The organism is Streptomyces sp. NBC_00986 (assembly GCF_045162565.1).
In the GTDB taxonomy this organism is placed as follows: Bacteria; Actinomycetota; Actinomycetes; order Streptomycetales; family Streptomycetaceae; genus Streptomyces.
Window position 1 is genome coordinate 7296014 of sequence record NZ_CP108733.1, and the last position, 20511, is coordinate 7316524.

The 20511-nt window shown below is 68.4% G+C and carries 22 protein-coding genes and 1 tRNA gene; 16 read left to right on the forward strand and 7 right to left on the reverse strand.

The genetic code is table 11. The annotated features are described in order from the left end of the window. Nucleotides 1–113: 113 nt before the first annotated feature. The 3 genes from OG504_RS32595 to OG504_RS32605 all read left to right on the forward strand — a co-directional run bounded on the left by OG504_RS32595 (nucleotide 114) and on the right by OG504_RS32605 (nucleotide 5516). Complete coding sequence (locus OG504_RS32595; protein WP_405992990.1) at nucleotides 114–2456, forward strand: immune inhibitor A domain-containing protein; 2343 nt, start codon at nucleotides 114–116, stop codon at nucleotides 2454–2456. A 135-nt stretch (nucleotides 2457–2591) separates the two neighbouring features. Beyond that, nucleotides 2592–2945, forward strand: a complete 354-nt coding sequence (locus tag OG504_RS32600; RefSeq protein ID WP_033286088.1) for a hypothetical protein — start codon at nucleotides 2592–2594, stop codon at nucleotides 2943–2945. A 330-nt stretch (nucleotides 2946–3275) separates the two neighbouring features. After that, entirely contained in the window at nucleotides 3276–5516 is a 2241-nt protein-coding gene (locus tag OG504_RS32605; RefSeq protein WP_405992991.1) for an MMPL family transporter, read from the forward strand. Here OG504_RS32605 and OG504_RS32610 read toward each other — a convergent pair. Both OG504_RS32610 and OG504_RS32615 read right to left on the reverse strand, forming a co-directional pair. Next, complete coding sequence (locus OG504_RS32610; RefSeq protein WP_405992992.1) at nucleotides 5513–6097, reverse strand: isochorismatase family protein; 585 nt, start codon at nucleotides 6095–6097, stop codon at nucleotides 5513–5515. The genes OG504_RS32605 and OG504_RS32610 overlap by 4 nt on opposite strands. A gap of 124 nt (nucleotides 6098–6221) precedes the next feature. Then, the gene (locus tag OG504_RS32615; protein ID WP_405992993.1) at nucleotides 6222–7568 is read right to left on the reverse strand and encodes a nicotinate phosphoribosyltransferase; all 1347 of its coding nucleotides are present in this window, start codon (nucleotides 7566–7568) and stop codon (nucleotides 6222–6224) included. Nucleotides 7569–7728: 160 nt separating this feature from the next. Here OG504_RS32615 and clpS point away from each other — a divergent pair, with 160 nt between their 5' ends. From clpS to OG504_RS32650, 7 genes are all read left to right on the forward strand, one after another. After that, nucleotides 7729–8046 carry an ATP-dependent Clp protease adapter ClpS gene (gene clpS / locus OG504_RS32620; protein ID WP_019056726.1) on the forward strand — a complete coding sequence of 106 codons (318 nt, stop codon included), beginning with the start codon at nucleotides 7729–7731 and terminating at the stop codon, nucleotides 8044–8046. 12 nt (nucleotides 8047–8058) lie between these two features. Beyond that, entirely contained in the window at nucleotides 8059–8664 is a 606-nt protein-coding gene (locus OG504_RS32625; protein ID WP_405992994.1) for a DUF2017 domain-containing protein, read from the forward strand. 302 nt (nucleotides 8665–8966) lie between these two features. Beyond that, on the forward strand, nucleotides 8967–10394 hold the full coding sequence (locus tag OG504_RS32630; RefSeq protein WP_405992995.1) for an amino acid permease: 1428 nt from the start codon (nucleotides 8967–8969) through the stop codon (nucleotides 10392–10394). A gap of 77 nt (nucleotides 10395–10471) precedes the next feature. Next, on the forward strand, nucleotides 10472–10900 hold the full coding sequence (locus tag OG504_RS32635) for a Mov34/MPN/PAD-1 family protein (RefSeq protein WP_393762112.1): 429 nt from the start codon (nucleotides 10472–10474) through the stop codon (nucleotides 10898–10900). A gap of 90 nt (nucleotides 10901–10990) precedes the next feature. Next, entirely contained in the window at nucleotides 10991–11086 is a 96-nt protein-coding gene (locus tag OG504_RS32640) for a putative leader peptide (RefSeq protein ID WP_019056721.1), read from the forward strand. Between the two features lie 104 nt (nucleotides 11087–11190). Then, a complete protein-coding gene (locus OG504_RS32645; protein WP_033286046.1) occupies nucleotides 11191–11469 on the forward strand; it encodes a MoaD/ThiS family protein in 279 nt (92 codons plus the stop codon). 16 nt (nucleotides 11470–11485) lie between these two features. Beyond that, nucleotides 11486–12436: a PLP-dependent cysteine synthase family protein gene (locus tag OG504_RS32650; RefSeq protein WP_405992996.1), complete on the forward strand. Its 951-nt coding sequence runs from the start codon at nucleotides 11486–11488 to the stop codon at nucleotides 12434–12436. Nucleotides 12437–12520: 84 nt separating this feature from the next. Here OG504_RS32650 and OG504_RS32655 read toward each other — a convergent pair whose 3' ends face one another. Then, complete coding sequence (locus tag OG504_RS32655) at nucleotides 12521–12940, reverse strand: type II toxin-antitoxin system PemK/MazF family toxin (protein ID WP_405992997.1); 420 nt, start codon at nucleotides 12938–12940, stop codon at nucleotides 12521–12523. A gap of 214 nt (nucleotides 12941–13154) precedes the next feature. On the opposite strand from OG504_RS32655, the gene OG504_RS32660 reads away from it, so the two are divergent. Further along, nucleotides 13155–13907: an MBL fold metallo-hydrolase gene (locus tag OG504_RS32660; RefSeq protein WP_033286049.1), complete on the forward strand. Its 753-nt coding sequence runs from the start codon at nucleotides 13155–13157 to the stop codon at nucleotides 13905–13907. Nucleotides 13908–13984: 77 nt separating this feature from the next. Here the strand turns inward: OG504_RS32660 and OG504_RS32665 are convergent, their stop codons facing one another. Both OG504_RS32665 and OG504_RS32670 read right to left on the reverse strand, forming a co-directional pair. Beyond that, nucleotides 13985–15235, reverse strand: coding sequence for a PTS transporter subunit EIIC (locus tag OG504_RS32665; protein WP_405992998.1), 1251 nt, complete (start codon nucleotides 15233–15235; stop codon nucleotides 13985–13987). A 204-nt stretch (nucleotides 15236–15439) separates the two neighbouring features. Continuing rightward, complete coding sequence (locus OG504_RS32670) at nucleotides 15440–16732, reverse strand: PTS transporter subunit EIIC (protein ID WP_405992999.1); 1293 nt, start codon at nucleotides 16730–16732, stop codon at nucleotides 15440–15442. Between the two features lie 15 nt (nucleotides 16733–16747). Between OG504_RS32670 and OG504_RS32675 the strand changes: the two genes are divergently transcribed. From OG504_RS32675 to rdgB, 4 genes are all read left to right on the forward strand, one after another. Continuing rightward, complete coding sequence (locus OG504_RS32675; RefSeq protein ID WP_318016591.1) at nucleotides 16748–17107, forward strand: PTS glucose/sucrose transporter subunit IIB; 360 nt, start codon at nucleotides 16748–16750, stop codon at nucleotides 17105–17107. Nucleotides 17108–17252: 145 nt separating this feature from the next. Further along, nucleotides 17253–17990, forward strand: coding sequence for a ribonuclease PH (gene rph / locus OG504_RS32680; protein WP_405993000.1), 738 nt, complete (start codon nucleotides 17253–17255; stop codon nucleotides 17988–17990). A 155-nt stretch (nucleotides 17991–18145) separates the two neighbouring features. Then, on the forward strand, nucleotides 18146–18559 hold the full coding sequence (locus tag OG504_RS32685) for a hypothetical protein (protein WP_405993001.1): 414 nt from the start codon (nucleotides 18146–18148) through the stop codon (nucleotides 18557–18559). A gap of 31 nt (nucleotides 18560–18590) precedes the next feature. After that, nucleotides 18591–19193, forward strand: a complete 603-nt coding sequence (rdgB, locus tag OG504_RS32690; RefSeq protein ID WP_405993002.1) for an RdgB/HAM1 family non-canonical purine NTP pyrophosphatase — start codon at nucleotides 18591–18593, stop codon at nucleotides 19191–19193. Between the two features lie 54 nt (nucleotides 19194–19247). Here rdgB and OG504_RS32695 read toward each other — a convergent pair. Next, nucleotides 19248–19331: transfer RNA gene (locus OG504_RS32695), tRNA-Leu, on the reverse strand. Between the two features lie 110 nt (nucleotides 19332–19441). Between OG504_RS32695 and OG504_RS32700 the strand changes: the two genes are divergently transcribed. Then, nucleotides 19442–19996, forward strand: a complete 555-nt coding sequence (locus OG504_RS32700; RefSeq protein ID WP_405993003.1) for a GNAT family N-acetyltransferase — start codon at nucleotides 19442–19444, stop codon at nucleotides 19994–19996. Here OG504_RS32700 and bcp read toward each other — a convergent pair. Next, nucleotides 19993–20460 (reverse strand): thioredoxin-dependent thiol peroxidase, encoded by a 468-nt coding sequence (gene bcp / locus OG504_RS32705; protein ID WP_405993004.1) that lies wholly within the window; start codon nucleotides 20458–20460, stop codon nucleotides 19993–19995. The two genes, OG504_RS32700 and bcp, sit on opposite strands and share 4 nt — an antisense overlap. Between the last annotated feature and the right edge of the window lie 51 nt (nucleotides 20461–20511).

The window sequence follows — 20511 nt, forward strand, 5'->3', positions numbered from 1 at the left end:
ACCTCTAGTCAAATAACGTCACTTGACTATCACGCGTTCACCGCGCGCGGACCTTCCATGACTCCAGGACCCCCCCTTCCGCGCGGTCGAGTGTGCGCAGGGGAGGACCTCAAGTGACCAGCAGACCCTGGACGTTCAGAGCGGCCGCGGTGGGCGTGGCCCTCGCGGCGGCCACCGCCACGTTCTCGACGTTCGCCGTGGCGGAGGCCAACACCTCGGCCAAGGCCACCACTGTCGACCGGCACGACCCGGCACCGGTCGCACAGAAGGAGCACGACCTCGACGGCCCGCTGAGCAAGACGCAGGACGCGCAGCGCCAGGAGGCCCTGAACGAGGTCATAGCCGGCAAGGCCTCGGTCAAGGACCGCAACGGCTCGAAGGTCGTCCAGCTCAAGAGCAAGGGCGGCAAGAGCAAGTACGTCGAGCTGAGCCGGGAGAAGACCGACAAGATCTTCACGATCCTGGTCGAGTTCGGCGACCAGGTCGACACCCGCTACGGCGGCACCGTCGGCCCGCTGCACAACCAGATAGCCGCGCCCGACCGGGCGAAGGACAACTCGACGGCCTGGCAGGCGGATTACAACCAGGCGCACTTCCAGGACCTGTACTTCGGCACCGGCAAGAACACCGAGTCGCTCAAGAAGTACTACGAGAAGCAGTCCTCGGGCCGCTACTCGGTCGACGGCGAGGTCACCGACTGGGTCAAGGTCCCCTACAACGAGGCCCGTTACGGCTCCAACAAGGCCTCCACCGGCGCCTGGTACGCGGTGCAGGACGGCGTCAACGCCTGGGTCGCACAGCGCGAGGCCGCGGGTGACACGGCCGCCGAGATCAAGACGGAGCTGGCCCAGTTCGACCAGTGGGACCGCTACGACTACGACGGCGACGGCAACTTCAACGAGCCCGACGGCTACATCGACCACTTCCAGATCGTGCACGCCGGTGAGGACGAGTCCGCCGGCGGCGGCGCGCAGGGCGAGGACGCGATCTGGGCCCACCGCTGGTACGCGTTCGGCACCGACGCCGGCTCCACAGGGCCGGACACCAACAAGCTCGGCGGCACCCAGGTCGGCGACACCGGCGTCTGGGTCGGCGACTACACCATCCAGCCGGAGAACGGCGGACTCGGCGTCTACGCCCACGAGTACGGCCACGACCTCGGCCTGCCCGACGAGTACGACACCGCGGGCGGCGAGAACTCCACCGGCTTCTGGACGCTGATGTCGTCCGGCTCCTGGCTCGGCACCGGCAAGGAGGCGATCGGCGACCTGCCCGGCGACATGAACGCCTGGGACAAGCTCCAACTGGGCTGGCTGGACTACGACATCGCCAAGGCCGGCACCAAGTCGAAGCACACGCTGGGCGTCGCGGAGTACAACACCAAGAACCCGCAGGCCCTCGTGGTGCAGTTGCCCGAGAAGGCGGTCACCACCGACGTCATCGCCCCGGCACAGGGCGCCACGCAGTGGTGGAGCGGCAGCGGCAACAGCCTGAGCAACACCCTTTCCCGCACAGTGGACTTGACGGGCAAGTCGTCCGCCGCGCTCACCCTGGACGGCTGGTACGACGCCGAGGCCGACTACGACTACCTCTACACCGAGGTGTCCACCGACGGCGGCACGTCCTGGACCCCGATCGACGGCACCCTGGCCGACGGCTCCGCAATCCCGCGTGACGGCAGCGGCAACCCGGCCCTCACCGGCACGGCGGCCGCGTACCAGAAGCTGACGTACCCGCTGGACGCCTACGCGGGCAAGAAGATCGACGTCCGCTTCCGCTACCAGACGGACAGCGGGGTGGCGCAGAAGGGCTTCACGGCCGACGAGATCACCGTGACCGCCGACGGCACCGCCCTCTTCTCCGACAACGCCGAGAGCGCCGACCCCGCGTGGACGGCCAAGGGCTTCACCCGCATCGGCTCGTCCTTCACGGACGACTACGCGCAGTACTACATCGCCGAGAACCGTCAATACGTGTCCTACGACAAGGTGTTGAAGGTCGGCCCGTACAACTTCGGCTTCTCGACGACCCGTCCGGACTGGGTGGAGCACTACGCCTACCAGAACGGCCTGTTGATCTGGAAGTGGGACACCTCGCAGGCGGACGACAACACCAGCGAGCACGCCGGTGAGGGTCTGATCCTGCCGATCGACTCCCACCCGACGCAGCTGAAGTGGTCCGACGGCACGCTGATGCGCAACCGCGTGCAGGCCTACGACTCGCCGTTCGGCCTGGACCGGACGGACTCGATGACGCTGCACAACGCGGACGTCGCCACCAGGATCAAGTCGCAGCCCGGCGTCCCCGTCTTCGACGACGGCAGGTCGACCTACTACGACACGTCGAACCCGACGGCCGGTGTCAAGATCACTGACACCAACACCCGGATCAAGATCGTCAAGGAGTCGCACGACGGCTCGACGGTGAGCCTCCAGGTCGGCCCCTCGGCGAAGTAGTCGGTAAAAGCGCAGGTCAGAAACGTATCGGCGGTGACCCCCTGGCGGGTCGCCGCCGATCCGTGTTTAGGTGCGTCCTGTGCTCGGCTTATTGACACCGACCTCGACTACGACCCGCCAGGGGGTGTGACCGCATTGTCCGCAGGAGGTTTCTGCAGGCTGCCGACCGGCAGCGTGGTGGTGGCGTTGAACCTGCCCAGACCCAGCGCCCAGGGTGACGGCTGCGTCCGCGTTCTCGTCCACGCACGCAACCGCGCCCGGGCCCTGACCCGGCTCCGCAACCTCGGAATGCGGGCCGTCTACCTGCGCGGCAACGCGGAGCCGCCGACCCCGGACGAGATCACGGCCGTCCTGCACCACCCCGACGGCCTGATATGGCGCACGGCGCCGGCCCCTGACAACGCTGTCGTGATCCCGGGCCCGGAACTGCCGCAGGAGCTGTGGCATCCGATCCGGGCGCTGCTACGGAGGCCGGCGGCCTCGGCGTAGCGCTCCGCGGGAGGAGCGGTGTTTTTTCTGCCGCCCGGTGGGGGCTGGTCGCGCAGTTCCCCGCGCCGCTTCAGGGCGCGGCTGGCGCCGCGACAGCGTGATGCGGCCCCGGCGTAGCGCCCCTCGCGGCACGCGCCCCTTTGGGGGCGCTAGGAACTGCGCGACCAGCCCCCACCGAGCCGCAGACAAGACACGGCCCCTCAAGGGGCGCGGGGAACTGCGCGACGAGCCCCCACCGGGCCCGCAGACGACCCCCGACAGGCGGACCAGGCCGATCGCCCCCATCCTGGGATGGCTCGGGGCACCCTAGACCGCAGCGGAGGCCCGTCCGTGGCTACCGTCCTCTACCGCCTGGGGCGTCTGGCCTTTCGCCGGCGCTGGTACGTGACCGTTATCTGGGTCGTGATCCTCGCGGCCCTCGGCTTCGCCTCCAGCAAGGCGGCCGAGGCCCCCGCCACGACCTTCTCCACCCCGGGTGTCGAGTCCCAGCGGGCCTTCGACCTGATCCAGCAGCGCTTCCCCGGAGTGCAGGCGGACGGCGCCGTGGCCCGTGTCGTGTTCGTCGCCCCGGACGGCCAGAAGATCACCACCGGCAAGGATCGCGCGGCCGTCGTCCGGCTCGTCGACGAGGTCTCCGGCGGACCGCAGGTCGCCAGCGCCGTGAACCCCTTCCAGGCGGGCGCGGTCAGCAAGGACGCGACGACGGCGTACTCGACGATCACGTACACGGTGCAGGCCAACGACCTCACCGACGCCGCCAAGAACAACCTCAGGAACGCCGCCCAGCAGGCCCGCACCTCCGGCCTCACCGTCGAGATCGGCGGCACCGCACTGGCCGCACAGCCCGCGGCCGGCGGCGTCGGCGAGGTCATCGGCGTCGGCATCGCCGCCGTAGTGCTGCTGATCACCTTCGGATCGCTCGCCGCCGCCGGACTCCCGCTGCTGACCGCGCTCCTCGGCGTCGCCATCTCCATGACCGCGATCACCACGCTGGCCGCCACCCTCGGCCTCTCCGACACGACCGGCACCCTCGCCACGATGCTCGGCCTGGCCTGCGGTATCGACTACGCGGTGTTCGTCGTCTTCCGCTACCGCGAGGAACGCGCCAACGGCCACACCACCGAGGAAGCGGCGGGCCTCGCCGTCGGCACGGCGGGCTCGGCGGTGGTGTTCGCCGGCCTCACGGTCGTCATCGCCCTCGCCGGCCTCTCGGTCGTGGGCATCCCGCTCCTCACCAAGATGGGCCTCTGCGCGGCCGCCGCGGTCGCCCTCGCCGTGCTCATCGCGCTGACCCTCGTCCCCGCCCTCCTCGGCTTCTGGCCGCGCGCCGTCCTCTCCCGCCGCTACAAGACCACCGGCCGCCGCATCCAGGGCGTGGCCGGCAACATGGGCAGCCGCTGGGCCGGGTTCGTCCTGCGCCACCCCTGGCCGGTGCTGTTCGGCACGGTCGCCGGCCTGGTGGTCCTCGCGCTCCCCGTGCTGGGCCTGCAACTCGGCCAGTCCGGCGACGAGGCCAAGTCCACCGCGACCACCGAACGCCGGGCCTACGACGACCTCGCCAAGGCGTTCGGCCCCGGCTTCAACGGCCCGCTGACGGTCGTGGTGGACGTAACCGACTCCGCCCACCCGAAGGCGGCCGCAGCCACGGTGGAGCGACGGATCGCGGCGGTACCGGGCGTGGTGTCAGTAACCCCCGTCCGCTTCAACTCCACTGGAAACACAGCCCTGTTCACCGCCGTACCCGCCGAGGCACCGACCAGCGAGAAGACCGTCGACCTCGTCCACACCATCCGCGACGACCGCCCCGCGATCGTGGCGGCGGCCCCCGGCACGACCTTCGAGGTCACCGGCACCACCGCCCTCAACATCGACGTGGCCCAGAAGGTCAGCGGCGCCCTGGTCCCGTACCTGATCGTGGTCGTGGGCCTGGCGGTACTGCTCCTGCTCCTGGTGTTCCGCTCGATCGTCATCCCGATCAAGGCGGCCGTGGGCTTCCTGCTCTCGGTGCTGGCCGCGCTCGGCTGCGTCGTCGCGGTCTTCCAATGGGGCTGGGGCGCAAGCCTGTTGGGCGTGGAGACCACCGGCCCGATCATGAGCCTGATGCCGATCTTCCTGGTGGGCATCGTCTTCGGCCTCGCCATGGACTACGAGGTCTTCCTCGTCTCCCGCATCCGCGAGGCCTACGTCCACGGCAGCGCGGCCCACGCCTCGATCGCGACCGGGTTCCGCTACAGCGCCCGCGTCGTCACGGCCGCGGCCCTCATCATGATCTCGGTCTTCGCGGGCTTCATCACGGCCGGCGACTCCATGATCAAGATGATCGGCTTCGGCCTCGCGATAGCCGTCCTCTTCGACGCCTTCATCGTCCGCATGGCCTTCGTCCCGGCCGTCCTCGCGATCCTGGGCGACCGCATCTCCTGGCTACCGGGCTGGCTGGACCGGCTCCTGCCGAACGTGGACATCGAGGGTGAGAGCCTGAGCAGCCAGCACCCGGTGAGCGAGAGCGCCCCTGAAGGGGCGCGGGGAACTGCGCGACCAGCCCCCACCGGCCCGCGGACAAAGAGCCACTAGACGACCGGCTTCCCCGTCAACTCCACCCCGGCCGAACGCAGTTCCTCCAGCGCCCGGTCGGTCGTCTCCTTCGCCACCCCAGCCGTGAGATCCAGCAACACCTGCGTACGAAACCCTTCCCGCACGGCATCCAACGCGGTCGCCTTCACACAGTGATCGGTAGCGATCCCGACCACATCCACCTCGTCGATCTCGCGCGCCCGCAACCACTCCCCGAGCGGAACCCCGTTCTCGTCCTGTCCCTCGAACCCGCTGTACGCCGCCGCATACGCCCCCTTGTCGAACACCGCGTCGATCGCCCCGGAGGCAACCGCAGGCGCGAAGTTCGGATGGAAGCCAACCCCCTCCGTGCCCGCGACACAGTGCGCGGGCCAGGAGTGCGCGTAATCGGGGTTGTCGGCGAAGTGGCCGCCGGGCGCGATGTGGTGGTCGCGGGTGGCCACGACATGCCGGTAGCCGGCGGGCGCCTGCCCGATCAGCTCGGTGACGGCGGCGGCCACATCCGCACCCCCGGCCACCGCGAGACTGCCTCCCTCGCAGAAGTCGTTCTGCACGTCAACGACGATCAAGGCGCGGCGCATGGTGGTGTCCTTCGACGAAGAGTGAGATTCGAGCCTAGAGACTCCGGCGGTACTACGGGAGGGCGCACCCGGGATTTTCGGGCCTGTCTTACCTGTCGGTCCTGTCGCGGTCGGCGGACCTGTCTTAGCTACCCGACCGCAGATGCACGTACTCCGTGGGAAGCACGGCCTCACCGCGCGACAACTGGGCCGCCGACAAAGGCAGGTTGGCCCGAGCGACCGCATGCCGGTCCCGTACGACGTCCAGCGGTTCGCGCGCGACGACCTCGCCGCCCTTGACCAGCTCGACGAGCAGCTGCCGGTCGGCCAGTTCGGCCGGGACCGCCCCGGTGCCGATGACCTCGGCCTCCGCGACCCCGTCGCCGTCGAGCCGCCGCGCCGCCCACTTGCGCCCGCCGATCGACGTCTTGCCCCCGCTGGACTTCTTCGCGACCGGCACCAGCGGCGCCTTCGGGTCGGCGGACTCGGCACGGGCGACCAGCTTGTAGACCATCGAGCAGGTCGGGTGCCCGGACCCGGTCACCAGCTGGGTGCCGACGCCGTACGCGTCCACGGGCGCCGCCGCCAGCGAGGCGATGGCGTACTCGTCCAGGTCGGAGGTCACCACGATCTTCGTGTCGACGGCGCCCAGCTCGTCCAGCTGCTGCCGCACCCGGTGCGCGACGAGCAGCAGGTCGCCCGAGTCGATGCGGACGGCGCCGAGTTCGGGCCCGGCGACCTCGACTGCCGTACGGACGGCCTCGGTCACGTCGTACGTGTCGACGAGCAGCGTCGTGTTGCGGCCGAGCGAGTCCACCTGGGCCTGGAACGCGTCGCGTTCGTTGTCGTGCAGCAGGGTGAAGGCGTGCGCGGAGGTGCCGACGGTCGGGATGCCGTAGCGGAAACCGGCCGCGAGGTCGGAGGTGGTGGCGAAACCGCCGACGTAGGCCGCGCGGGAGGCGGCGACAGCGGCGAGTTCGTGGGTGCGGCGGGCGCCCATCTCGATCAGCGGGCGCTCCCCGGCGGCGGAGGCCATGCGGGAGGCGGCGGCCGCGATCGCGGAGTCGTGGTTGAGGATGGAGAGGATCACCGTCTCCAGGAGCACGCACTCGGCGAACGAGCCCTCGACCCGCATGATCGGCGAGCCCGGGAAGTACACCTCGCCCTCCGGGTAGCCCCAGACGTCACCGCTGAAGCGGTACGCGGCGAGCCACTCCAGGGTCTCCTCGTTGACGACGTTCCGCTCGCGCAGGAAGCCGAGGACGTCCGCGTCGAACCGGAAGTTCTCCACCGCGTCCAGGACGCGTCCGGTGCCCGCGACGACGCCGTAGCGCCGGCCTTCGGGCAGCCGGCGGGTGAAGACCTCGAAGACCGAACGCCGGTCGGCCGTCCCCGCTTTGAGGGCGGCCTGCAGCATCGTCAGCTCGTAGTGGTCGGTGAAGAGCGCCGTCGAGGGAACGTCCACCGGCAGCCCAAGGTCCGCTACGTCCACTGAACTCTCCTGGTCGTGAATTTCAAGGTGCCCCCAGGTCCGCCGGGGGTCCGGGGGTTGTCCCCCGGTGTGTGCCGCATGGCAAGGGATCGTACTCCCATCTCGTCACTCTGACGATTTGTGGGGTCCATTTGTGCGGGGGCCCCCTTGTGGTGGCAGCATGGGCCGTGTGACGTCACCCGCACCCCTGGAGATCGAACGCACCGAGTCGGCGGAGGAGGTCTTCGCCGTACCCGAGCCGGACGTCCCCTGGGTCACGATCGTGCACAACGACCCGGTCAACCTCATGAGCTACGTCGCGTACGTCTTCCAGACGTACTTCGGCTACTCCAAGGACAAGGCCCACAAGCTCATGCTCGACGTCCACCACAAGGGCCGCGCGGTCGTCTCCAGCGGAAGCCGCGAGGAGATGGAACGCGACGTGCAGGCGATGCACGGCTACGGTCTGTGGGCCACCCTCCAGCAGGACCGGAAGTAGCGACCCATCCCGATGCCAGGACACTTCGAACCAATTCGCGGCGGCGGCGCGGCCGTCGCGCTCGACGACGTCGAGATCTCCATCATCCGGTCGCTGGCCGTCCAGCTCCTGGAGCTGATCGGCCCAGGGCCGGGCGAGGACGCCTCCGACGACCCGCTCGCCGAGCTCTTCGCCGAGGGCCCGAGCGAGCCGCCCGCCGACCCGGTGCTCCGGCGCCTGTTCCCGGACGCGTACACCGACCCGGAGCAGGCCCCCGACTCCCCGCAGGACGCGGAGGAACGGATGGCGCACTCCGCCGAGTTCCGCCGCTTCACCGAGAACGACCTCCGTGCCGGCAAGCGCGAGAACGCGCTCGCGGTGGTCCGCACCCTCGACTCGCTCACCCCCGGCGGCGACGGCGGCGCGATCCTCAAGCTCACCGCCGAGGAGTCCCGGCAGTGGCTCGGCTCGCTCAACGACCTGCGCCTGGCGATCGGTTCACGCCTCGACATCACCGACGAGGACGACACCGACGACCTCTACCGGCTCCCGGACGAGGACCCGCGCAAGCCGATGGTGATGGCGTACCTCTGGCTGGGCGGCCTCCAGGAGACCCTGGTCAACACCTTGCTGCGCTGACCGGAGCAGCCGTCGTCCGGTCCCTCTGAGTTCGGCGGTAGTTCGCTCAGAGGACGCTCAAATCCGAATAACGATCACGTCACCGCGACGGCCAGGAATGCTGGCCGTCGCTCCTTTTTGTCCGCTTCTTCCTGTGGTGTGCGCCACAGACGCCCCCCTCGATCAAGATTGCGACCGTGATAAATCTTCACGACCGCCCGGCGGACGCCACCCATGTCCCGCCGGGTTCGCCGTACGGCCGACGGACCTCGGCCGGGCAGCTCCAGTCCATGGGGGGATTCGGAGAAAGGCGCACCACACACATGACCTCCGCTCAGGTCGACGAGACGGACAAGACCCCCGAGGAGGGGTACGAGCGCGGGCTCGGCAGCCGTCAGGTCCAGATGATCGCGATCGGCGGCGCCGTCGGCGTCGGACTGTTCCTGGGAGCCGGGGCGAACATCGCCAAGGCAGGACCCAGCCTCATCTTCATGTACGCCCTCGCGGGCGTGATCATCTTCTTCATCATGCGGGCGCTCGGCGAACTGCTCCTGTACCGCCCGGTGTCGGGCTCCTTCGCGGAGTACTCGCGCGAGTTCCTCGGCCCGTTCTTCGGCTACTTCACCGCCTGGACGTACTGGCTGATGTGGGTGGTGACCGGCATGGCCGAACTCACGGCCGCCGCCATCTACGTCAACTACTGGTTCCCCGCCGTCTCCCAGTGGGTGACCGCGCTCGCCTTCCTGGTCATCCTCTTCGTGGCCAACCTGATCTCGGTGAAGCTGTTCGGCGAGATCGAGTTCTGGTTCTCGATGGTCAAGGTCACCGCGCTCATCGGCATGATCGTGATCGGCCTGGGCGTCCTCACCTTCGGCTTCAGCAGCGCCGGTGACACCGCGTCGGTCGCCAACCTCTGGCAGTTCGACGGCTTCTTCCCCAAGGGCATCGGCTCCTCCCTGATGACCCTCCAGGGCGTCATGTTCGCCTACCTGGCGGTCGAGTTGGTCGGCGTCACCGCGGGCGAGTCCGAGAACCCGGAGAAGACCCTCCCCAAGGCGATCAACACCCTCCCGTGGCGCATCGCCCTCTTCTACGTCGGCGCCCTCACGGTCATCCTCTGCGTCGTGAAGTGGACCGAATTCGCGCCCGGCGTCAGCCCGTTCGTCGAGGCGTTCGCGAAGATCGGCATCCCGGCAGGCGCCGGAATCGTCAACTTCGTGGTCCTCACGGCAGCCCTCTCCTCCTGCAACTCGGGCATGTACTCCACGGGCCGCATGCTCCGCACCCTCGCGGACAACGGCGAGGCCCCGAAGGTCTTCAGCAAGCTCTCCGCCTCGAAGACCCCGGCGACCGGCATCACGATCTCCGTCGCCTTCATGGGCATCGGCGTGGTCCTCAACTACGTCGTCCCGGAGAAGGCGTTCGGCTACGTCACCTCGGTCGCCACCGCCGCCGGCATCTGGACCTGGCTGATGATCCTGATCAGCCACGTCCTCTACCGCCGCGCGGTCGACGCGGGCCGCCTCCCGGCCTCGTCCTTCCCGGCCCCCGGCGGCGCGAAGTGCAGCTGGATCGCCATCGCCTTCCTCCTCTTCGTCACGGGCCTCATCGCCTACGACCCGGACTCCCGCGTCTGTCTCTACGTCATGGCCGGCTGGACCATCGCCCTGGCCGCAGGTTGGTTCGCCCTCAAGTCCCGCAACCCGCAGGTCACCGAGCGCCGCGACCCCGAGTTCGAAAAGGTCGGCTGACCCATCCGATCCCGGCATATGGGCCCCGTCGTACCACCACTCGGTACGACGGGGCCCTTCTGCTTATCCTGACGACCATGCCGACCCTGACCATCACCCAGGCCCTCTTCGACCAGATCGTCGCCCACGCGCGCGCGGACCACCCCGACGAGGCGTGCGGAGTCGTCGCGGGCCCGGTGGGCGAGGGGCGCCCCGAGCGCTTCGTCCCGATGCTGAACGCGGCCCGGTCGCCCACGTTCTACGAGTTCGACTCGCAGGACCTGCTGAAGCTCTACCGCGACATGGACGACCGCGACGAGGAGCCGGTGATCATCTACCACTCCCACACCGCGACCGAGGCCTACCCCTCCCGCACCGACATCGCCTACGCCAACGAACCCGGCGCCCACTACGTCCTCGTCTCCACCGCCGACTCCGACGAGGCGGGACCCTTCCAGTTCCGCTCGTACCAGATCCTGGAAGGCGAGGTCACGGAGGAGGACGTCAAGGTGGTGGAGTCGTACTGATCCGGGCCTGATCTCGTACTCCGGATGAAATCCGTCCGAAGTGTGAGATCCCCTACCGAGGACCGGACAGGGAATCGATACGATGAGCCCATGGTTCTTCTCGACGTGAGCGACAAGGCGCCGGGCACACTGCTCGTGGCGCGGCTGCACGTCGACCTGTGCAGGCTCAGCAGCGCCATCTGTTGACCCGCGCGCAGTCGTCGTACGGCCGTGCGCCGAGGCGCGCCCATGATCGTGCCGCGCGCCCACCGAGACCAGACCCCTTCCGCTTCCGACAGGAGCCCCTTGCCATGGCCATCGAGGTCCGCATCCCCACCATCCTCCGCACCTACACCGGCGGCGAGAAGGCCGTCGAGGGTGCCGGTGAGAACCTCGCCGCGCTCTTCGCCGACCTCGAGACCCGGCACGCGGGCATCCAGGCCCGCATCGTGGACGGCGGCGAACTGCGCCGCTTCGTCAACGTGTACCTGAACGACGAGGACGTCCGCTTCCTCGACGGCATCAACACGAAGCTGTCGGACGGCGACAACGTCACGATCCTGCCGGCCGTCGCCGGCGGCATGCGCTAAGGCCCGCTGACCGCTGATGCGTTACGACTCCCCGCTGGCCGCGGTGGGCAACACCCCTCTGGTGCGCCTGCCGCGGCTCTCGCCGTCCACCGACGTCCGCATCTGGGCCAAGCTGGAGGACCGCAATCCGACCGGTTCGGTCAAGGACCGCCCGGCCCTGCACATGATCGAACAGGCGGAGAAGGACGGCCGCCTCACGCCCGGCTGCACGATCCTGGAACCGACCTCCGGCAACACCGGCATCTCCCTCGCCATGGCCGCCAAGCTCAAGGGCTACCGCATGGTCTGCGTGATGCCCGAGAACACCTCCCAGGAACGCCGCGACCTGCTCAACATGTGGGGCGCGGAAATCATCCCCAGCCCCGCGGCGGGCGGCTCCAACACGGCGGTCCGCGTGGCCAAGGAACTCTCCGCCGAACACCCGGACTGGGTGATGCTCTACCAGTACGGCAACCCGGACAACGCGGGCGCCCACTACGCCACGACCGGCCCGGAGATCCTCACCGACCTCCCGTCGATCACCCACTTCGTAGCGGGCCTCGGCACGACAGGCACGTTGATGGGCGTAGGCCGCTACCTCCGCGAACACAAGCCGGACGTGAAGATCGTCGCCGCGGAACCCCGCTACGACGACCTGGTCTACGGCCTCCGCAACCTCGACGAGGGCTTCGTCCCGGAGCTCTACGACGCCTCGGTCCTGACCACCCGCTTCTCGGTCGGCTCGGCCGACGCGGTCACCCGAACCCGCGAACTCCTCCAACAGGAGGGCATCTTCGCCGGCATCTCCACAGGCGCGGCCCTCCACGCGGCAATCGGCGTCGGCAAGAAGGCCGTAGCAGCGGGGGAGACCGCGGACATCGCCTTCGTGGTGGCGGACGGCGGCTGGAAGTACCTGTCGACGGGCGTCTACACAGCAGCAACAACAGAGGAAGCGATCGCAACGCTCCAGGGCCAACTCTGGGCATGACGAAAGCGCCCTAGGGGCCGACACCTTGGGGGCGCGGGGAACTGCGCGCCCAGCCCCCACGAGCCCGCAGTCAAAGAACAACCTTCATCCGCTGAGGTGACGGACCTGATCCCATAGGACCGGGTCCACCACCCCAACCCGCCGCCGAAACCCAGACACCGGCACCCTCCGCACCTCGTCGGTCTCCAGATAGCTGGCCCGCCCCCGCGCATCCCCAACGGCCCCCGGCGGCAAGGGAATCACCCCACCCCGCCCATCGTGATACTTACTGGTGATCTTCGCGACGGTGACCTTCCGTCCCCGCACCGCCAGCACCAGACAAGGCCGATCCTTCGCAGCCCCGGGTTGATCCTCATAGGGCACGTTCGCCCACCAGATCTCCGCGGGCCGAGGCCGATTCCCCCGAACCCGTCGGGACGACCCCCGCCCCCACCCGTCGACGAGCGTGGCGACCAACGCCAGCAACACCACAGCCGCGAGCCCGAGCCACCAGTACGTGTTCATACGGACGACCGTACCGGCGCGCAATCCAAGCCGCGCGCCCTCTTACAGACCCCACGCGCCCCGGTTCCAGCCGAACCGGTGACACCACAGGTGAGTTCCCCCACAACAGCCCTTGGCGGAGGAGCGACCGGCCCTTTTGCGCCTTACGCTCGACGGACCGCACGACCCCCGTCACCCAACTCCAGAAGTTCCCGCCAGCGGAGGTTTCTGCTTTATGAAGCTCACCGTCGTCGGCTGCTCGGGGTCGTTCCCGTCCGCGGAATCGGCCTGTTCGAGCTACCTCGTAGAGGCCGACGGCTTCCGGCTGCTCCTCGACATGGGCAACGGCGCCCTAGGCGAGCTGCAGCGCCACTGCGGTCTCTACGACCTCGACGCGATCTTCCTCAGCCATCTGCACGCCGACCACTGCATCGACATGTGCGCGTACTTCGTCGCGCGCTACTACCGCCACGACGGCGGCCGCTGCGACCCCATCCCGGTCTACGGCCCCGAAGGCACCGAACACCGTCTGACCACGGCCTACGCCGACACCCCCACCGCCTCCTCGATGAGCGAGGTCTTCGACTTCCACACGGTGAAGCCGTCCACGTTCGACGTCGGCCCCTTCACCGTGCACACCGAGCGGGTCCGCCACCCCGTCGAGGCGTACGGCATCCGCGTCGAACACGGCGGCCGGTCCCTCACCTACTCCGGCGACACGGGAGTCAGCGAGTCCCTGGACGAACTCGCCCGGGACACCGACCTGTTCCTGTGCGAGGCCGCGTTCACGCACGGCAAGGAGAACATCCCGGACCTCCACCTCAACGGCCGCGAGGCCGGCGAGACGGCCACCCGCGCCGGCGTCCGCCGCCTGGTCCTCACCCACATCCCCCCGTGGACCGACCCCCAGGCCAACCTGGCCGACGCGCGCGAGGTCTATGCCGGCCCGGTGGAACTGGCGGCGCCGAGAGCGTCGTACGAGATCTAGTTCTACGCATGTGAAGGCCCCCGGTACCGAAAGGTGCCGGGGGCCTTCGTCACGCTGGTTTCACGCTGCCGCGAGGATCACGCCTTGGTGAGGTCCTCGACCTCCTCCTCGGGCTCGCGGCCCGGGGTGGGGAGGTTCCACTTGGTGATCGCGAAGCGGAAGATGAAGTAGTAGAGGGCGCCGAAGACCAGACCGATCGGGATGATCAGCCAGGGCTTGGTGGCGAGGTTCCAGTTGAGGGCGTAGTCGATGAAGCCCGCGGAGAAGGTGAAGCCCGCGTGGACGCCGAGGGCCCAGGTGATCGCCATGGAGAGGGCGGTCAGCACCGCGTGGATCGCGTAGAGGACCGGGGCGATGAACATGAACGAGAACTCGATCGGCTCGGTCACACCGGTCACGAAGGACGTCAGCGCGAGCGAGATCATCATGCCGGTCACGGCCTTGCGGCGCTCGGGGCGGGCGGTGTGCGCGATGGCGAGCGCGGCGGCCGGGAGGCCGAACATCATGATGGGGAAGAAGCCCGACATGAACTGTCCGGCGGTCGGGTCACCGGCGAAGAAGCGGGTCAGGTCACCGTGGACGACGGCACCGGTGGAGTCCTTGTAGTCACCGATCTGGAACCAGGCCACCGAGTTGACGAACTGGTGCATGCCGACCGGGATCAGACCGCGGTTGATCAGACCGAACAGACCGGCACCGAAGGCGCCGAGACCGGTGATCCACTCACCGAAGTTCGAGATGCCCTCGCCGATCGGCTTCCAGATGAGGCCGAAGAAGACACCCATGATCGTGCCGACGAACGCCATGATGATCGGGACGAGACGGCGGCCGTTGAAGAAGCCGAGCCAGTCGACCAGCTTGGTCCGGTGGAACTTCTGCCACAGCACCGCGGAGAGCAGACCCATGATGATGCCGCCGAGGACACCGGGGTTGTTGTAGGTCGCGGCGATGTCCGCGCCCTTCATGATCTTCGCGTCGGTGACGGGGAAGGCCTTGAGCACATTGCTGTAGACGAGGAAGCCGACAAGCGCCGCGAGGGCGGTGGAGCCGTCGGACTTCTTGGCGAAGCCGATCGCGACACCTATACAGAACAGGAGCGGCAGGTTGTCGAATATCGCGCCACCGGCGGTGGCGAAGACAGCCGTCACCTTGTCCGGCAGGTGCAGCTTGTCGTGGATGTCGGCCTGACCGAACCGGAGCAGGATGCCCGCCGCCGGAAGCACAGCGATCGGCAGCTGTAGGCTGCGACCGATCTTCTGCAGGCCCTGGAACAGGCCGGATCCCCACTTCTTCGTGGGTGCCGCCGTTGGCGCGGTGGCAGTGCTCATGGACTTCCTCCATCGGGTGGTGGTCTACACCACTCAGTGGTGTAGACCTGTTGTAGCAGATGAAGTCCGCATAAAGGAACCCGCGAATCCTGCGACCGAATCGCTACGCGACGTACACGACGAGGCAATCCCCGAGGGGCACGCCAAAGGGCCCCCGGACCGATGGTCCGGGGGCCAACTCGCGTACTCGGCCTGCCTGTTCCGTCAGGCTTTCGTGACGTCCTCGCGCTCGTCCTCCGGCTCGCGCCCCGGAGTCTTCAGGTCGAACTTCGTGATCGCGAAGCGGAAGACGACGTAGTACACCGCCGCGAAGCACAGCCCGATCGGAATGATCGCCCACGGTTTCGTCGCCAGGTTCCAGTTGATCGCGTAGTCGATCAGCCCCGCCGAGAAGCTGAAACCGTCGTGCACCCCGAGCCCCCAGGTCACCGCCATCGACACCCCGGTCAGCACCGCGTGGACCGCGTAGAGGACCGGCGCGATGAACAGGAACGAGTACTCGATGGGCTCGGTGATGCCGGTCACGAACGAGGTCAGCGCGACCGAGAGCATCAGGCCGCTGACCTCCTTGCGGCGGCTCGGCTTCGCGCAGTGTGCGATCGCGAGCGCCGCCGCGGGCAGCGCGAACATCATGATCGGGAAGAACCCCGAGGTGAACTGCCCCGCGTGCGGGTCGCCCGCCAGGAACATGTTGATGTCACCGTGCACCACCGTCCCGTCCGGCTTCGTATAACTGCCGAACTGGAACCAGATGGGCACGTTCAGGAACTGATGCAGCCCCACGACCAGCAACGCCCGGTTGGCCAGACCGAACACCCCGGCACCCAGCGCACCCCGCGCGCTCAGCCAGTCGCTGAAGTGCTCCAGGCCGGTGCCGATCGGCGGCCAGATCCACAGCGCCACCGCCGCGACCGCGATCGCCACGAACGACATGATGATCGGGACGAGACGGCGGCCGTTGAAGAAGCCGAGCCAGTCCACCAGCTTCGTACGGTGGAAGCGCACCCAGAAGAACGCGGTCAGCAGCCCCAGCACGATCCCGCCGAACACCCCGGGATTCTGGTAGGTGAACGCCGAGACCGAGTGATCGAGGGCCTGGCAGCCGATGCCGGGCACCACCGTCGTGGCGCCCGTGCAGTCCTTCGGGAACTGGCGCAGCACGTTGTAGTAGACGAGGAACCCGACGAGCCCGGCCAGCGCCGTCGACCCGTCCGACTTCTTCGCCATCCCGATCGAGACACCCACACAGAACAGCAGCGGCAGCCCCAGCTGCCCGTCGAGCAGCGCCCCGCCCGCACCCGCCATCACCTTCGAGACATTGGTCCACCCCAGGCCGTCGTCCCCGAACACGTCCGGCTGCCCGAGCCGGTTGAGGATGCCGGCCGCCGGCAGTACGGCGATGGGGAGTTGGAGACTGCGGCCCATCTTCTGCAGCCCCTGGAACAGGCTGCCCCAAAGGGTCCGCCCAGGACGGGCGGCGGCACTGTCGGCACTCATGGACGCCCCTCGGTAATGTGGTGTAGACCAGTTGGCGACGTGATCGTCACCATCATTCGGCACGCACGACATGACCGCTCGCGAAGCTGGGCCAACTGTGGGTTACTGCGACAAAGCGGTTCGGATCAGGGAGAGAACAACATGGCCACCAAGGCTGAGAAGATCGTTGCCGGGCTGGGCGGCATCGACAACATCGAAGAGGTCGAGGGCTGCATCACCCGCCTGCGCACCGAGGTCAAGGACCCGGCCCTCGTCGACGACGCCGCCCTGAAGGCCGCCGGCGCCCACGGTGTCGTCAAGATGGGCACGGCCGTCCAGGTCGTCATCGGCACGGACGCGGACCCGATCGCGGCGGACATCGAAGACATGATGTGAAGCGCGGGGATCGTTCCCGGCTTCGCGTACTAGGCGTATTCGCGTACTAGGCGTACTGGTACCAGGTGCACCGAGGGGCTCCTCCCGCCGCGGGAGGAGCCCCTTCCCCCATGTGCGGGGCGGACCTACCACTAGGCTCTTCGCCATGTCTCGAATCGACGGCCGCACCCCCGAACAGCTCCGCCCCGTCACCATCGAACGCGGCTGGAGCAAGCACGCCGAGGGCTCCGTCCTCGTCTCCTTCGGCGACACGAAGGTCTTCTGCACCGCCTCCGTCACCGAAGGCGTCCCCCGCTGGCGCAAGGGCAGCGGCGAGGGCTGGGTCACCGCGGAGTACTCCATGCTGCCCCGCGCCACCAACACCCGCGGCGACCGCGAGTCCGTCCGCGGCAAGATCGGCGGCCGCACCCACGAGATCAGCCGCCTCATCGGCCGCTCGCTGCGCGCGGTCATCGACTACAAGGCCCTGGGCGAGAACACCATCGTCCTCGACTGCGACGTCCTCCAGGCCGACGGCGGCACCCGTACGGCGGCCATCACCGGCGCGTACGTCGCGCTGGCGGACGCGGTGACCTGGGCCCAGGGCAAGAAGCTCATCAAGGCCGGCCGCCAGCCGCTGACGGGAACGGTTTCGGCGGTCTCGGTCGGCATCGTGGGCGGAGTCCCGCTCCTGGACCTCTGCTACGAGGAGGACGTCCGCGCCGAGACCGACATGAACGTCGTCTGCACCGGCGACGGCCGCTTCGTCGAGGTCCAGGGCACGGCCGAGGCGGAGCCCTTCGCGCGCGACGAACTCAACGCCCTTCTCGGCCTCGCGGTCGCCGGCTGCGACGAGCTGACCGCCGTACAGCGAAAGGCACTTGAGGCCGCGCTGGAGAAGTAAGAGGCTTGGGCGGTCAGGTAAAGGGCGCGCCAAGGTCGTACCAAGAGAGGCGGGCTGCGGGGGCAACCCGGCGGCCCGCCCCCGCGTCCCTACGCATACGGAACGGAAACGGGGAGTGGCCGCCGAGGCCCGCCCCACGGGGAGGAAACCGAACCATGGCCGCCGCAAGCCGACGAAGCCGCAGCAGTCGCCGTCGTATCGCCATAGCCGCCACCGTGGCGGCGATCGGCCTCACCGCCGGCCTCGCCACCGGCTGCGACGCCGTCGACAAGGCCATCGACTGCGTCCAGACCGCCGACACCATCGCCGACAGCGTCACCGGCCTCCAGCAGGCGGTGGAGAACGCGGCCAACGACCCCACCCAGACCGACCAGTCCCTCAACTCCATCGAGAAGGACCTCGACAAGATCGGCGACAAGACCGACAACGCCGACGTCAACAAGGCGGTGGACGACTTGAGGACGGCCGTCGACAACGTCCGCACGGCGGTCAAGAACGGCGACAACACCCCCGACATCAGCCCGGTGACGGACGCGGCGGGCGAGCTGACGAAGGTCTGCACGTCGTAGTCGTACGGCGGAGGTTGGGATACTGAGCGCCATGACACGCCTGATCCTCGCCACCCGCAACGCCGGCAAAATCACCGAACTGAGGTCCATCCTCACCGCCGCGGCCCTGCCCCACGACCTCGTCGGCGCGGAGTCCTACCCGGACATCCCCGACGTCAAGGAAACGGGCGTGACGTTCGCGGAGAACGCCTTGCTCAAGGCCCACGCCCTGGCCCAGGCAACGGGCCTCCCGGCGGTGGCCGACGACTCGGGCCTCTGCGTGGACGTCCTGAACGGCGCCCCCGGTATCTTCTCGGCCCGCTGGTCCGGCCGACACGGCGACGACCAGGCCAACTTGAACCTCCTCCTGGCCCAGCTGTCGGACATCGCGGACGAACACCGGGGCGCCCACTTCGCGTGCGCGGCGGCCCTGGCTTTGCCGGACGGCACGGAACGGGTGGTCGAGGGCCAGCTGCGGGGCGTACTGCGCCACGTACCGGTCGGCACGAACGGCTTCGGCTACGACCCGATCCTGCAGCCGGAGGGCGAGACGCGAACCTGCGCGGAACTCACGGCGGACGAGAAGAACGCGATCAGTCATCGGGGGAAGGCGTTCCGGGCGCTGGTGCCGGTGGTTCGGGAGCTGCTGGGCTGAGCGAGACACGAAAACGGCCTGCGAACCAATCCTTTGATTCGCAGGCCGTTCATGTGCGGCGGAAGGGATTCGAACCCTCAAGCCCGATCAAGGGCCACAGATCCTAAGTCTGCTGTGTCGCCATTGCACCACCGCCGCTAGTGCCTGACATCGTACCGGGAGTCGCCTGTCGCCCGGAACGAAGGCTATGCTGTGGCCTGCTGAAGCCTTCCAGACACGGACCCTTGTCCGCCCGGGAGGCTTTTTTCATGACCTCTTTTATGGGAGCAGCAGAAGTAGCAGTAGACGTACGACCAGCCACCCCCGCCGATCGCCCCACCGTCGAGCGACTCTGGCTGATGTTCCGCCATGACCTGTCCGAGTTCGCGCCCGCGGGGCAGCTTCAACTGCCCAACCCCGACGGCACGTTCCGCAGTGAGCGGGTGGACGCGGCGTTCGACGAGGGGGACGGGGACTGGGCGCCGTATCTCTTCTGGAGTGGGGAGCGGCCCGTTGGGTTCGCCTTTGTGCGGGCGGTCGGGGCGCCCACCCGGGTTCTCAACAGCTTCTTCGTCGTGCGCGGTGCCCGGCGGGCCGGGGTCGGGATGCGGGCCGTGCGGGATGTCGTCGCGCGGTATCCGGGGGACTGGGACGTCGCGTTTCAGGACGCCAATCCGGGGGCCGTGGCGTTCTGGCGGCGGGTCGGCGAGGAGCTTGCCCCGGGGGAGTGGGGCGAGGAGCGCAGGTCGGTGCCCGGACGGCCCGACCTGGCTCCCGATGTGTGGATCTCGTTCAGGTACGGAAAGGCGGTTGGGGCGGCCTAAATACCCAGGTCCTTGATGATCTTCGCCACGTGGCCCGTTGCGCGCACGTTGTACAGCGCGTGCTCGACCTTGCCGGACTCGTCGACGATGATCGTGGAGCGGATCACGCCCATGTAGGTCTTGCCGTAGTTCTTCTTCTCGCCGAAGGCCGCGTAGGCGTCGAGGGTCTTCTTGTCGGCGTCCGCGAGGAGGGTGACCTTGAGGTTCTCCTTCTCGCGGAACTTGGCGAGCTTCTCCGGCTGGTCGGGGGAGATGCCGATGACGTCGTAGCCGGCGCCCGTCAGCAGCTCCAGGTTGTCCGTGAAGTCGCAGGCCTGCTTGGTGCAGCCGGGGGTCAGGGCCGCCGGGTAGAAGTAGACGATGACCTTGCGGCCCTTGTGGTCGGCGAGGGACACCTCGTTGCCGTCGGCGTCGGGGAGCGTGAAGGCGGGGGCAACGTCCCCGGGCTGGAGTCGTTCACTCATCGCGCTAGCGTAACCGGGGGTGCTGACAGTGCACTCCGCGCGAGAGCTGAC

Coding starts and splice junctions, on each gene's coding strand:
- OG504_RS32650 (WP_405992996.1), top strand. CDS start 11,486: ATGCGTTACGACTCCCCGCTGGCCGCGGTGGGCAACACCCCTCTGGTG.
- OG504_RS32645 (WP_033286046.1), top strand. CDS start 11,191: ATGGCCATCGAGGTCCGCATCCCCACCATCCTCCGCACCTACACCGGC.
- OG504_RS32660 (WP_033286049.1), top strand. CDS start 13,155: ATGAAGCTCACCGTCGTCGGCTGCTCGGGGTCGTTCCCGTCCGCGGAA.
- OG504_RS32670 (WP_405992999.1), bottom strand. CDS start 16,732: ATGAGTGCCGACAGTGCCGCCGCCCGTCCTGGGCGGACCCTTTGGGGC.
- OG504_RS32640 (WP_019056721.1), top strand. CDS start 10,991: ATGGTTCTTCTCGACGTGAGCGACAAGGCGCCGGGCACACTGCTCGTG.
- OG504_RS32685 (WP_405993001.1), top strand. CDS start 18,146: ATGGCCGCCGCAAGCCGACGAAGCCGCAGCAGTCGCCGTCGTATCGCC.
- OG504_RS32675 (WP_318016591.1), top strand. CDS start 16,748: ATGTGGTGTAGACCAGTTGGCGACGTGATCGTCACCATCATTCGGCAC.
- bcp (WP_405993004.1), bottom strand. CDS start 20,460: ATGAGTGAACGACTCCAGCCCGGGGACGTTGCCCCCGCCTTCACGCTC.
- OG504_RS32700 (WP_405993003.1), top strand. CDS start 19,442: ATGACCTCTTTTATGGGAGCAGCAGAAGTAGCAGTAGACGTACGACCA.
- clpS (WP_019056726.1), top strand. CDS start 7,729: ATGGGCCGTGTGACGTCACCCGCACCCCTGGAGATCGAACGCACCGAG.
- OG504_RS32655 (WP_405992997.1), bottom strand. CDS start 12,940: ATGAACACGTACTGGTGGCTCGGGCTCGCGGCTGTGGTGTTGCTGGCG.
- OG504_RS32665 (WP_405992998.1), bottom strand. CDS start 15,235: ATGAGCACTGCCACCGCGCCAACGGCGGCACCCACGAAGAAGTGGGGA.
- OG504_RS32625 (WP_405992994.1), top strand. CDS start 8,059: ATGCCAGGACACTTCGAACCAATTCGCGGCGGCGGCGCGGCCGTCGCG.
- OG504_RS32630 (WP_405992995.1), top strand. CDS start 8,967: ATGACCTCCGCTCAGGTCGACGAGACGGACAAGACCCCCGAGGAGGGG.
- OG504_RS32635 (WP_393762112.1), top strand. CDS start 10,472: ATGCCGACCCTGACCATCACCCAGGCCCTCTTCGACCAGATCGTCGCC.
- OG504_RS32610 (WP_405992992.1), bottom strand. CDS start 6,097: ATGCGCCGCGCCTTGATCGTCGTTGACGTGCAGAACGACTTCTGCGAG.
- rdgB (WP_405993002.1), top strand. CDS start 18,591: ATGACACGCCTGATCCTCGCCACCCGCAACGCCGGCAAAATCACCGAA.
- rph (WP_405993000.1), top strand. CDS start 17,253: ATGTCTCGAATCGACGGCCGCACCCCCGAACAGCTCCGCCCCGTCACC.